The organism is Bacteroides sp. AF25-5LB (genome assembly GCF_003602965.1).
Lineage (GTDB): Bacteria > Bacteroidota > Bacteroidia > Bacteroidales > Bacteroidaceae > Bacteroides > Bacteroides uniformis.
The window spans coordinates 1-13,448 of sequence record NZ_QTMC01000023.1; the positions used below are offsets into that span (position 1 = coordinate 1).

The 13,448-nt window shown below is 46.5% G+C and carries 9 protein-coding genes and 1 pseudogene; 9 read left to right on the top strand and 1 reads right to left on the bottom strand.

Annotated features, from left to right (window positions below):
* Nucleotides 1-70: 70 nt before the first annotated feature.
* From DWY57_RS18820 to DWY57_RS18845, 6 genes are all read left to right on the top strand, one after another.
* Complete coding sequence (locus DWY57_RS18820; RefSeq protein ID WP_119962261.1) at nt 71-2,590, top strand: hypothetical protein; 2,520 nt, start codon at nt 71-73, stop codon at nt 2,588-2,590.
* 96 nt (nt 2,591-2,686) lie between these two features.
* Complete coding sequence (locus DWY57_RS18825; RefSeq protein ID WP_119962262.1) at nt 2,687-2,953, top strand: PqqD family peptide modification chaperone; 267 nt, start codon at nt 2,687-2,689, stop codon at nt 2,951-2,953.
* Complete coding sequence (locus tag DWY57_RS18830; protein ID WP_243634733.1) at nt 2,950-4,068, top strand: nucleotidyltransferase family protein; 1,119 nt, start codon at nt 2,950-2,952, stop codon at nt 4,066-4,068. Before DWY57_RS18825 ends, DWY57_RS18830 begins: the two co-directional genes overlap by 4 nt.
* The gene (locus DWY57_RS18835) at nt 4,065-5,699 is read left to right on the top strand and encodes an ABC transporter ATP-binding protein (protein WP_119962263.1); all 1,635 of its coding nucleotides are present in this window, start codon (nt 4,065-4,067) and stop codon (nt 5,697-5,699) included. Before DWY57_RS18830 ends, DWY57_RS18835 begins: the two co-directional genes overlap by 4 nt.
* The gene (locus DWY57_RS18840; RefSeq protein WP_317126741.1) at nt 5,686-6,546 is read left to right on the top strand and encodes a hypothetical protein; all 861 of its coding nucleotides are present in this window, start codon (nt 5,686-5,688) and stop codon (nt 6,544-6,546) included. Before DWY57_RS18835 ends, DWY57_RS18840 begins: the two co-directional genes overlap by 14 nt.
* Complete coding sequence (locus tag DWY57_RS18845) at nt 6,543-6,986, top strand: S24/S26 family peptidase (RefSeq protein ID WP_119962264.1); 444 nt, start codon at nt 6,543-6,545, stop codon at nt 6,984-6,986. The genes DWY57_RS18840 and DWY57_RS18845 overlap by 4 nt, the downstream gene beginning before the upstream one ends.
* A 171-nt stretch (nt 6,987-7,157) precedes the next feature.
* On the opposite strand, the pseudogene DWY57_RS18850 reads toward DWY57_RS18845, so the two are convergent.
* Nucleotides 7,158-8,279: pseudogene (locus DWY57_RS18850) on the bottom strand (tyrosine-type recombinase/integrase).
* Nucleotides 8,280-8,551: 272 nt separating this feature from the next.
* Here DWY57_RS18850 and DWY57_RS18855 point away from each other — a divergent pair.
* From DWY57_RS18855 to DWY57_RS18865, 3 genes are all read left to right on the top strand, one after another.
* Nucleotides 8,552-9,109: an NAD(P)H-dependent oxidoreductase gene (locus DWY57_RS18855; RefSeq protein ID WP_117964602.1), complete on the top strand. Its 558-nt coding sequence runs from the start codon at nt 8,552-8,554 to the stop codon at nt 9,107-9,109.
* Nucleotides 9,110-9,247: 138 nt separating this feature from the next.
* A complete protein-coding gene (locus DWY57_RS18860; protein WP_119962277.1) occupies nt 9,248-11,503 on the top strand; it encodes a bifunctional alpha,alpha-trehalose-phosphate synthase (UDP-forming)/trehalose-phosphatase in 2,256 nt (751 codons plus the stop codon).
* A 5-nt stretch (nt 11,504-11,508) separates the two neighbouring features.
* A complete protein-coding gene (locus DWY57_RS18865) occupies nt 11,509-13,299 on the top strand; it encodes a glycoside hydrolase family 15 protein (protein WP_119962265.1) in 1,791 nt (596 codons plus the stop codon).
* The last annotated feature ends 149 nt before the right edge of the window (nt 13,300-13,448 follow it).

The following is a 13,448-nucleotide window of genomic DNA, read 5'->3' on the forward strand; positions in this document are numbered from 1 at the left end:
TTTTTGTTGCTCAGGTACTTAAAAAAAATATTTTATAATAGTGTTGCGGAATTAAGGTACATATAATAAAGTGGATGCGGATTACTTTACTACGGTTCAAGGTGAAGGCAACAGCTTCAATCCGGCCATGTGGGGAAAAATTGTAAACGGTGCTGTGCAAATGAAACACTTGGGCGGTGTGTTCTGCATCAAAGTGCCTAAGATGCCTATAAAGGCAGGAACCTTGTCTCTTATTGTAGACAAGAAAATTACCGGCACTTTTGCGGTGAACTTAAATGACAATATTCCTGTCATTGCATCAACAGAGACAAGTACCAGTGAAAATAATACAGTAACTATTGAATTCAGTGGTGCTACCCAGGATCAGCCCGGTGTTTTCTATGTGCCTGTTCCTACCGGGACATACGATGTACGTATAAAAGTTACAGAAAACCAAGGCTCTACTGAAAAAGTGAATGTTGCGGCAGGTACTTATACTATTGTCCGTTGTGACTTGAAAAAAATCGAATTGACCAACGGAAATATAGATGCTACGGTTCCTACAGAATCTAGCTCCTTGGATGATGCCGCTACGAAGTTGGCAAGTAACGATGCAGTAAGGGTCAACGGAGAAATTTCAGGTACCAGTAATACAATCAGCGTTCCTGCCGCAACTTCGGGTACCGGTAAGAGCCTTTCATTGGAGAAAGTAGCGAGCGGAGCATCCCTTACGGTTTTAGACGCGAATAGTTCAGGTTCTACAGATAATTCCGTAGACAACTTCACCTTATCAATTCCCAACAATGAAACTGCTGGGTTTGAACCGTTGGATGTAACTATAACCATGCCGAACACAACCGTTGCCCTGACCGGTAACGCGGGTGCAGCTATTTATGGTACAGTCACATCCGAAACAGCAGATAATACACTTGTCATTGGCAACGGTGTGGAAGTTAAAAAGGTGGTCGTGAAAAAAGGTAATATCCGCGTAAATAAGGGAGCGAAACTGGTAGCTATTGAGAAATCGTCAGATAATCAAGCAACGACTGTAACAGTTTATAAAGAGGATGGTGCTGAAATTCCGTCTTCGTTGGGTGAAGAATTTGTCGTTATGGATGCCGCTGTCGCCGATATGCAGAAAGTGTTTGCAGAAGGCGGTACTTACACTTTGCCACAAGACATGAATATTGTAGGAGTTGAAATGATGGTTCCTAAGGGCAAAGAGGTGACACTTGATTTGAATGGCAAGACACTAGAAGCCGCGAACGATGGTCTTATTAGAGTAGAAGGCTCTTTTATTTTGCAAGACAATGCTGGCAATGGTGTCATTAAGGCTACGAAAGATTATGTTTATCAAGTTTATTCTACCGGTATTATTTATGTGGATGGTGAGGATGCCAAAATGACGATGAAGAGTGGTAACATCTATGCAGTACGTGACAATCCGGCAAATAACGGACAGTTTGGTATCGGACTCTGGCGTGGTGCTGACCTTACGATCGAAGGTGGTAAGATTGAAGCCGGTTGGTATGCAGTTTCTGGTAACGGTCAAAATACGACACAGAATTCTGTGATCAACATCACGGGTGGAGAATTGATTTCTGCGGCAGACTATGCTGTCTATTTGCCGCAAGCCGGTACTACCACAATTTCCGGTGGAACCATCAAGGGTGCTTGTGGTGCAATAGGTATGCGTAGCGGCACATTGAATATTAATGACCAGGCTAAGCTCATTGGAGAAGGTACAGGAGATTCCGGTCAATGGGGTGACGGTACTGGAACTATGGGATATGCTGTGATTAACATTGGTACTGGCAATCAAAATACTTATGGCGATTGTACAGTCAACATTACTGGTGGCACATTCATTGCCGAAGGCAAATCGGTAGGAATTGCAAAGCGTGAAGATGGAGCAAAGCACAATATCACAGTGTCGGTTACTGGTGGCACGTTCTCCGATTTGAGCGCAATTGGCTTTATCGCTGAAAATGCGGATGTAAACATTGAACTCAACAAAGATATTGAAATCCAAAAGGCTGTAACCTTGATGAAGGCAGGAGCAATGACAACCGTCAATCTGAATGGTTATACTATTGCCAATAAGACGGATTTTAATAATGCAGGCGATTGGGAAACAGAAGGATTTGTTGTGACTGCCGGTACTCTTAATATCGAAGGAGAAGGTAATGTGGAATGTATAGCCAATACAGAAAATGATGGTTTTCGTGAGGTGATTTCGGCCTATGGTACGAGTGTCGTTAATTTGCGTGGAGGTAACTATAAGAACTACCAACAGAAAAATGGTCAGTATGATTTGATTTATGCAAGGGATAATGCAGTAGTCAATATCTACGGTGGTACTTACGAATCCGGCGGTTATAATGACAGAGGTTATTGGGTGCTGAACCTAAAAGACAATTCTGCTGCTGAAATCAATGTGTATGGTGGTTCATTTAAAAACTTTAATCCGTGTAACCACCTTTGCGAAAACCCCAATGCCAACTTTGTGGCTGAAGGCTATCAAGTGACATGTGACGGAAAGGTTGCCACGGATGCACATGATTTATTAAGTGGAGACAAGACTTATGTAGTTAGCAAAATTGCACAATAGCTGTTGAGTAATAATAAATGTCAGGTATAGGAAACCGTTTCGTTCGTCAAGGCTTCGGAACGGTTTCCTTTTTTTCATAACAAATGATATTCTATCATGAAAATCAATCCAAACTTCAAGCTCCGCGAAATGGCCGGAGAAACCATCATCGTGAATCAGGGACATACGGGTGCCGACCTTACCCGCATCATCTCTCTGAACAAATCCGCGCGTCTGCTATATGAACGGCTGGCAGACAAGGATTTCACAACGGAAGATGCTGCGAAAATCCTGATGGACACTTACGGAATAGACGGACAACAGGCATTGAAGGATGCCACAGCCTGGATGGAGGCACTGAAAAAATGCAAGGTAATCGAATGAAAGAGATCACACTGTACAGACACGAGCGGATGCTCTTCGCCCTGCTCCGGGCCTCGCTGCACGAGCGGAAAACAGAAATCACACTTTTCCTGGACAGCACTGACGAGGAGTGGAAACAATGCCACCGCCTGGCCGTAAGTCAGGGAGTGATGGCGCTGGCATGGGACGGTGTGATGAGACTACCGGCGGAACTGCAACCGCCCCTTTCCGTAAAGCTGGCATGGGCAGCCGCTGTAGAAAGGTACGAGAAAAAATATCTTCACTATTGCAGGACGGCAGATGAACTTTCCCGCTTTTATGCGCAGCATGGCATATCCGCCATGCAGATGAAAGGCGTGGGACTCTCCGCAATCTATCCCGTTCCATGCCACCGCGAGGGAGGCGACATAGACATTTACACCTATTCGGCGGACAAGAGCCGGATGAGCGACGGGGAGGCGAACAGGTTAGCGGACAGCCTGATGCGGCTGGAGAACATAGACGTGGATACGGAACATTCCCCCAAGCACAGCGTATTCTACTACAAAGGTGTTCCGGTGGAGAACCACAAGACCTTCCTGAACGTGGAGAGCTATAAGGCGGCCAGAGAGGTAGAAAAGATGCTGAAAGAACACATGAACCCGCAACCGACGGAATTGGACGGAGGCCGGATCCTTACCCCCTCGCCGCTCTTTAATATGCTGTTCGTTGCTTTCCATGCCGCCCAGCATTACGGGAGCGGTCTGGTGCTGCACCATCTCTGCGACTGGGCGTGCCTGTTGAAAAAACATGGCCTACACATACCGGCAGGCGTCACTGACCGCCGTTTCCTGCGTTTCGTGTCGGCACTGACTCTGTTGGCCGACAAGCTGCTGGAGACGGACGTACAAGTGGTGGACGTACAGGAGAATCTGGCACGGAACATACTGGAGGAGATGCTCCATCCGCGTTACGGGACAAAGGTGCCGGTCAAAGGCAGAGCCGGCATCATCCTCTACAAGGCAAGGAGGATGGCACACCTCACTGCACTCAGGCGTGAGGTATTGGGTGCTTCTGTATATAAGACGATACTGCATTCGGTCATCGCGCATATCCGAGAGCCGAAAACCATATTCCAGCGAGGTACGGAGCAATGACACTGAAGAGAATCTGGCATCTGCTGCAACCCGAAGAGCGCAGGAAGGTATGGAAGATGGCAGGGACGGTGTTCTTCTCCGCACTGCTCGATTTCGTCTCCCTGGCGGCACTGCTGCCCGTACTCTATATCCTGCTGGAAGGGGGCGAAAACCGGCGGGCTGCCCTGCTGTTCTGTCTTCTGGCCATAGGGGTCATCGTTGTCAAGAGCGTGCTGGCAACCGTTTTCACCCGTTACCAGGACAGGTGTCTACTCTCTTTCTACCGGAGACTGAGCTTCTCGCTGTTCTCCGCGTATTACCGCCGCGGACTGCTTTTTATCCGGGAGCGCGGCAGCAGCAGGCTGGCATACGAGACCAACGTTGTATGCTACTCCTTCAGCCACGGCCTGCTCTCCTCCATCTGCCGCATGGCGGGCGACGTGCTGCTCGTCATGCTGGTGACGGCAGCTTTACTCGTGTTCGACGGCATGTCAGTATTGCTACTGTATGTCTCGTTCCTCCCGTTCATGTGTACCTATCTCCTCGTGGTGAGGAAACGGGTCAGGAAATACGGCGAGGACGATATGCTTGCCAAGCGGGAGCAGTCGAGAACCGTCATGGATACATTCGGGGGATACATGGAATTGGAGGTGAACGGTGCTTTCCCCGTCTCTCAGACCGCCTTTCTTAAAGGTCTGGACAGGATAAGCCGCAACCGCATGAGGCTTGACACCGTGCTCGGACTGCCGCTCTTCCTTTCCGAACTGTCGGTTGTCATCGCACTTGGCCTGCTGGTGGCTTCCGGGGACGGAAACGTGAAGATGGTGGTGGGTGTTTTTGCCATTACGGCATTCCGCCTGCTTCCTGCCCTCCGCACCTTGTTGACGGGATGGACGCAGATACAGAACGCGGCATACAGCCTGAATACGATAGAGGAAGGGCTGGCAGGACCGGCAGAGGCGGTCAGCACATATTCCGAAGAAATACCGTTCGAAAAGGAGATAACCGTCAGGAGGCTTGCATACACCTATCCCGATGGCGGGCCGGTGCTGGATAATTTCAATTGCCGTATCCGTAAGGGGGAGCATGTCGGCTTTCGGGGGGCCAGCGGTGCGGGAAAGTCCACACTGTTCAACTTGCTTGCAGGTCTGCTCGAACCCGATTCGGGAGAGATACGGATTGACGGGGTACTCCTGAACGGGATGACACGCGCTTCCTGGATGAGGCGGCTCGGCTACGTCCCCCAGGAGGTGTTCATCTTTAACGGTACACTGGCCGAGAATATCGCCTTGGGCTATGGGACGATTGATTACGGCAGGGTGAAGGAACTGTTGGGACAAGTCTGTCTGGGCAGGTGGGCGGAAGCGTTGCCGGATGGCATGGACACCCTGCTCGGTGAAGCGGGTGGAAGGCTCTCGGGCGGGCAGAGACAGCGTATCGGCATTGCCCGCGCACTTTACAAGCAGGCGGAGGTCCTGCTGCTGGACGAGGCGACATCGGCACTCGACAATGTGACGGAAAGGGAGGTGAACGAAACCCTCTGCCAACTGAAAGAAAGATATAAAGGACTGACGATACTTTCCATTGCCCACCGGGAAAGTTCGCTGGCTTATTGTAAACGGATTATTACCATTGGAAATGAAAATGAATAGAACTTATCAGGTTGCCGGACACCGCTTCATGCTATGGGGAGACAAACTCTGCAAGGCTGTAGAAGGAATTGCCGGATTTAGGCCTTTTGAATCCCAGGATGGCGAGGTGCTGTTCGCCTTCATGGAGGATACCGCCGTGCCGGTGATGGAAAACGTGGAATATACCTTCGGATACGAGGATGTCAGGGGCTTTTTCGGACGGACGGTCAAGGGCTTCATGTTGAAGCTGGAGCCTTCCGGAGGGAATGCGCTGTATCTGTGGTGTACCGACGGAGGGAATGAGGTGTGGATATGCGGCAACCTTTCAGCACGTCTGTACCGCTTCGCCTTGTGGGTGGGCTATGGACTGATGACGCTTCCGTACGGCACCATAGCCGTCCACAGCAGTTGCATCGTTTACCGGGACAGGGCGGTATTGTTTCTCGGTGAGAGCGGAACGGGAAAAAGCACCCATACACGCCTATGGAGGGAGCATGTGGAAGGTGCTTTCCTGCTGAACGATGACAGCCCGGTGCTGCGGGTGGAAGACGACGTCGTGCGGGTCTATGGAAGCCCTTGGAGCGGGAAAACTCCCTGCTACAGGCAGGAGTGTTATAAGCTGGAAGCCTGTGTGCGTCTTTCGCAGGCTCCGTATAACCGGATAACAAGGCTGTCCGTATTGCAGGCTTACGGGGCAGTACACCCTTCCTGCCCGCCGGAATTTGCTTATGACAACGGTTTGTATGACCATGTGAGCAGATGTGTCGACAAGCTGCTCCAGGCTGTTCCGTTCTATCACCTGGCGTGCCTTCCAGACCGGGAAGCCGCACGACTTGCCTGCCGGACGATTTTCAAGGATACGATATGAGAAAGATTCCCAACGAGCTGTTCTTTTCCCGGGTGGAGGCGGAAATCGCCGGAGGACGCCCCGTCCGGTTCCGCCTGAAAGGCTGGTCGATGTTCCCGTTATTGCGTGACGGGCGGGACGAGGTGGTGCTGTACCCCTGTACGGAGGATGAACTTCAGCCTATGGACGTGGTACTTTTCAGATATAACGGAAGACACGTGCTGCACCGCATCATCAAGAGGGAAGGTACCCGGCTGTACATCCGGGGGGACGGCTCTTTTGTAGCCCGGGAGCAGTGTACGGTTGCCGATGTGGTCGGGAAGGTACGTTTCGTCATCCGGCCGTCCGGCAAGGTACTGTCCGTAAGCAGCTGGCGCTGGCGGTTGTCGGGCATGCTGTGGAACAGGATGGGGATATTCAGGAATCCGCTCCTAAGAATCCTGCGCTGTCTGGCAGGGTGACCTGACAGATGTATACATCAGGGCTGCAAGCGGGAATCGAAACCGTTTGCAGCCCGCACTTATTTCTTTTTCTTATGACAAGGGAGTACTTGCCACACTGCCTGACGTTACATTACCACTTTGAAATGTTCACATATCCGCTTTGGCCGACGGCTATAACCGTTTTCTCCATCACATAACTAGTGAAATTTCATGGAACGATCGGTTAAGACGGTTACCGAACACCGTCAGGCCCTTGTCGATTTTTTCGGTGGTTATGTTCGTGTGCCCCAATACCCGGCTCACACTCTCAATGGGGACACCCTTGCTCAAAGCCAGAGTTGCGAATCCATGACGGCTTGAATGGAATGTTTTTAGTAATCCCGCACTCCCTTATCATCTGCTTCAACGGCTTGCAGATTGACCAGTAGTCCAAATTGGGAAACACGAGCCCGTTCTCTTGGAACCTCTCGTAACGTCTGATGATCTGCATGGGAATATCCAGCAGTTTCACCTGGAAATTCACCTTTGTCTTGTGCCGCTTCGACAATATCCATTTCTCACCGTTCACTTCCGCAATGTCATCGGTGGTAAGTTCCTTCATATCCAAAAAGAGAGGGCGGTGAAACTGGCGAAGACAAACAGATCCCGGATATAAGCCAGCTTCCTGTTTGCAAACTCGTGCGTCATTACCGTCTTGATCTCATCTTCGGTCAAGTATTCCCGTTCCTTGACGTTTTGGCTGACGCGGTACTGGGCAAACGGGGTTTTCTGTATCAGCCCGTTGTAATGGACCTTCGCCACGATTGTTTTCAACCACATGCAGTTTGACCACACGCTGGCGTTATGAAGTCCGGCATCAGTGGAGAGATAGATTTCATACTCCTTAATGAAGTCGGGGGTAAGCTCAAGCATGGAAATGTCATTCCGCCTATGGTATTTCTTTATGAACGTCGCCAGATGGTTTCTTGACCTTACCCGCACTTTGTATGAACTCAACGCCCAGTCTATGCCGATACGCTTCTTGAAACTCTCGTTGTCCTTGTCGAACGCGCCGAGCAGTGTCTTGTATTCCGTACCGAGTCCCTGAAAGGCGTTGCGTACCATTTCGGCCGTAACGAACGCTTCTCTATCAGAGAGGCGTTGATAATGTCTGATGATTTGGGCCTTGATGTTGTCAAGGGCGAGATTGATCTCCCGCGCTTCCCTGCTCTTCCCTTTCGCCCGGTTGCCCTTGGCGTCCCATAGCCCTTTGGCGATAGTCTGCTTGCAACTGAACTGGGCTACGGAACCGTTGATTGTCACCCGTCCCATAACTGGGACAATACCGTTTTTCTCCTTGTTGCCGTTCACGTAGAACAGCACTTTGAATGTACCGGTTACCGGGTAATGATTTGAAAACCATTCGCTCTCATTACCTTTCGTTTCCCTGCACTTTAGCATTGGAGAGGTCTTCATCGGTTTTCCTCATAAGTCATTGAACATCAGTTTTGCCATCATCATTTATTCGTTTCTGATTGATTTTTCCAGAGATATGTAATATATTTGTACACACATCAATGATTTTAAACTAAAAGAAAAACAATATGGATAAAGATTCAAAGCAAGTAGTGGTTCTTCTGACACATCCCAATATAAAAGAGTCGCGAGCTAACAAGGCATTGATGGATGCTATTAGTGACATGGAAGAGGTGGCCATATACAATTTATATGAGATGCATGTGGAAGATGCTTTTAATGCAGAGATATGGAGCACTATCATATCGCATGCATCTGCGCTTGTATTTCAGTTTCCGTTCTATTGGATGTCGGCTCCTTCTTTATTGAAGAAATGGTTGGATGAAGTATTTACATATCTGGCAAAAACTCCTGCTGTGGCTGGTAAGACATTGATGGTGGTCACTACTGCCGGCTCTGAACATGATGCTTATAGAAGCGGAGGAAGAAATCGTTTTACGGTGGATGAGTTGTTAAGACCTTATCAAGCAAGTGCTGTACATGCCGGAATGGTATGGCAAACTCCTCTTGTAGTCTATGGAATGGGGACCTCGGAAGCTAGTAAAAATATAGCAGAAGGGATAAATTGCTATAAGCAAAGAATTGAAGCATTGGTGAAGAAAGACATTTCCAGTGATAATTGGTAATAGTAGGACCATATCGAAATGGAACATCTTTTTCATTTTTGAATGTTTGTTTTTCTCTTCATATTTTTCTAAAATCCTGATTTTAAGCAATAAATAAAATATTGTATGAGTTGGCATATTTCTTGTGTTAACTCATACATGAAACTTTATATTATATCAAACAGATTACCCGTTAAGGTTACCAAAGAGGATGAAACGTTCGTGTTTTCACGAAGTGAAGGCGGACTGGCTACCGGTTTGGACTCACTTCAGATTTCCTACGAAAAACATTGGATTGGATGGCCTGGAATATGCGTTGACAACGAAGATAGTAAAGAGGAAATCACTTCTAGATTGGAAGGAATAAATTTCCACCCAGTATTCTTGTCCGAAACACAGATAAAGAATTATTATGAAGGCTATAGTAATAGTACTATCTGGCCATTATGTCACTACTTTTTTGTTTATACGCTGTATCGGAACTCTTTCTGGCAATCGTATCAGGAAGTGAACCAGTTGTTCTGCGATGCCATTTGCCGCGTGATACGTCCAGGTGATAAGGTGTGGATTCAAGACTATCAGTTAATGCTGCTTCTCGGAATGCTTCGGAAGGTTTACCCGGATTTGAATATCGGATATTTCCATCATATCCCTTTTCCTTCCTATGAACTTTTCCGGATATTACCGGAGCGTGCAGAAATCCTGAAAGGATTATTGGGTGCTGACTTTATAGCTTTCCATACTCATGACTATATGCGGCATTTTATCAGTGCTGTCGAACGGGTATTGCGTATTGACTTTAAACTGGACGAAGCACAACTCGGGAATAGAGTAGTTAGGACCGATGCTCTTCCTATGGGAATCAACTACGGACTGTATCACAATGCTTCTTCCAGACCGGAAGTACGGCGGGCGATAGACCGTACACGGAAATTTTTCGGAAATCATAAGTTGATTCTTTCTGTAGACCGCTTGGATTATAGCAAAGGCATTCTGCACCGTTTATGGGGATTTGCTGCTTTTTTAGAATGTCATCCTGAATATTGTGGAAAAGTTACATTGGCAATGGTCATTGTTCCATCACGTGACCATGTAGATAGTTATGCTGAGCTAAAAACCAAGATTGACGAAGAAATAGGTTCTATAAACGGACAGTATTCTACGATGGACTGGACTCCGGTTTGCTATTTCTATCACGGTTTTTCATTTGAAGAACTGGTGGCAATGTACTATATAGCTGATGTAGCTTTGGTAACTCCACTTCGTGATGGCATGAATTTGGTTGCCAAGGAATATGTAGCTTCGAAAAATAATAATCCGGGTGTTTTGATTTTGAGTGAAATGGCGGGTGCAGCTATTGAGATGACGGATGCATTGTTGATTAACCCCAATGACACTGAGGAGATAAAGCAGGCCATTTGTCGGGCTTTGGAGATGCCCGAACAGGAACAACTGAAACGCTTGCAACACATGCAGAAAATTATTTCCGTACAAACGGTTAATAAGTGGGCGGCAGACTTTGTAAGTGAATGGAGCGATACGTGCCGTAAGAATGAACAGCTTCGTAAGAAAAGGATATCTGTTGGTATTATTGGTGCCATCAAAATGAAATATAACCAGGCTAAGCAACGGCTTATCTTGCTGGATTATGACGGAACGTTGGCGTCGCTCAAGACACGACCGGAAAATGCTAAGCCCGCCCCTGAACTCATTGCCACATTGCAGAAGCTGGTTTCCGACCCGGCCAACCATGTTGTTGTTAATAGTGGTCGCGACCAGTTTACTTTAGAAAAATGGTTGGGAAATTTACCTATTGCAATGGCTGCGGAACATGGTGCTTTCTATAAGGAAAATGGCATCTGGCACAAAAACATAAACAAAGCGGAATGGAGTTCCGGATTGGTGTCCATCTTGAAGCTTTTTGTCGAAAAGACACCTCGTTCCCACCTTGAAGTCAAGGAAACGACTTTGGCATGGCATTACCGGGAAAGTGATGCATGGTTAGGAGCTTTGCGGGCACAGCAACTTATCAATGTGCTGGTTAACATCTGTATACAGCAAAAGCTGCAAATCATACAAGGAGATAAAGTGGTGGAGATTAAGTCTCCCGATTATAATAAAGGTTCCGAAGTGAGACGCCAGTTGGAAAAGAAACATTATGACTTTATCATAGCTATGGGAGATGATACTACGGATGAAGATATGTTCAAAGCTTTGCCGGTGAATGCAGTGACAATCAAGGTGGGATATGTGTCGGAGGCAGCAAGCTATAATATGCCATCACAAACGGAAGTCCTGCCTTTTCTTCAAATTCTGGCGAACAAGAAAGACATGAAACAACCCATTGGCGAGAATGTCAAAACGAGCTTGAAAGGGGTATTCGATTTTTTCAGAGACTTGTTAAAAACAAAATAGTAAAAATGAGTAATTTAAATTATGGGGTAGTAGGCAATTGTCGGACTGCCGCACTTATATCCGAAAAAGGCAGCATAGACTGGTTGTGTTTTCCCGATTTTGATTCTCCGTCTATCTTTGCATCACTACTTGATCGGGAAAGAGGAGGAAGTTTTGGATTTGACGTTACAGAAGACTATCATATCTCACAATCTTACGTTCCTCACACTAACATATTGTCTACTTCTTTTTCTTCGAAAGAGGGAGAATTTGTCGTACTTGATTACATGCCTTATTACCGTTCCTGCGAAAATGCCCATTATCTTCCGGCAGAATTGTATCGATATGTGAGGTGGATAAAAGGTAAGCCCCGTTTCAAAGTAAACTATGTCCCTGCTCCCAATTATGCGCAAGGTAAAGTGATTCATAATGTCACTTCTGAATTTATAGAAAGCTATTGTTCTTCTGATAATAAAGATAGACAATATTTGTATTCTTCCCTTCCTTTGCAGGACATCGAACAGAAAAAAGAAATTATATTGGAAAAAGATGAGTTCTTTCTTTTGTCATACAATGAAAAGGTCATTCCGGTGGATATTGAACGGGAAAAAATTGAATATTGCCGTACTTTGGTTTATTGGCTTAATTGGACCAACCGTACTAAGAAATATTCTCTCTATAATGATGTGATAGAAAGAAGCATGCTGGTTTTGAAACTGATGTCTTACTATAATGGAGCCGTACTGGCCGCCCTTACTACCAGTTTGCCTGAATCCGTCGGCGAAGTACGTAATTGGGATTATCGGTTCTGTTGGTTAAGGGATGCCTCCATGTCTATCGAAACTTTGTTCCAGATAGGCCATATAGGAGCAGCAAGACGTTTTATGAAGTTCATACAGTCCACTTTCGTATCCAAGCACGAATCCTATCAGATAATGTACGGCATTCGGGGAGAAAGGCAGCTGACCGAGATTATTCTGGAGCATTTGTCCGGATATAAGAATTCCAAACCAGTACGGATAGGTAATGATGCTTACCATCAAAAGCAGAATGACTCGTTCGGTTATCTGATGGATTTGATTTACCAGTACTATCGGCTGATGCCCGGTACATTAGACGAAATAGAGGATATGTGGGAAATGGTAAAGAGCATTCTTTCCACGGTAATGGAAGATTGGAAGAAACCAGATAAGGGGATATGGGAAATCAGAGGAGAAAGCCGCCATTTTGTTTCATCCAAAGTGATGTGTTGGGTGGCTTTGGACCGTGGTGCAAAGATAGCTTCCATGCTCAATAAATACGGTTATAGTGAACGTTGGCAAAAGGAAGCTGACAAGGTATGGCAGGATGTAATGACATATGGATGGAAGGAAGAACTTCAAAGTTTCTCGCAGACTTATGATAATATGGCAATGGATTCCTCTTTGCTGTTGATGGAACCTTACGGTTTTATTGCAGCAGACGATATCCGATACCATAAGACAGTGAAGGCTGTGAAAAAAGCTCTTTTGCATAAGGGATTGATGTACCGGTATAACAGCGAAGATGATTTCGGGCTTCCTTCTTCGGCTTTTACCATTTGCACTTTTTGGCTGATACGTGCGCTTTTTGTTATCGGAGAAAAGGAAGAAGCCCGTTGTTTGTTTGATGATGTTCTGACATATTCCAATCATTTGGGGTTATTCAGTGAGGATATTGATTTTAATACGAAGGAACAACTGGGGAATTTTCCACAAGCTTATTCGCATTTGGCATTAGTCAATACGGCTATTCTGTTTGCAGAAGAAAATAAGAGATTGGCTTTTATCCGGCCGTAACGAGGAGGGGAACTTAATTAATACTGCAAATGGGAGCATTTTGTATTTGTCCTTCTTTCTTTCGTTTTTAATTCCATTGAATGATGATACCTTTCTTTTTTTATGTATTTTTGCATAAATAAAATTTCACTATTTCGGCAGTTGTTTTG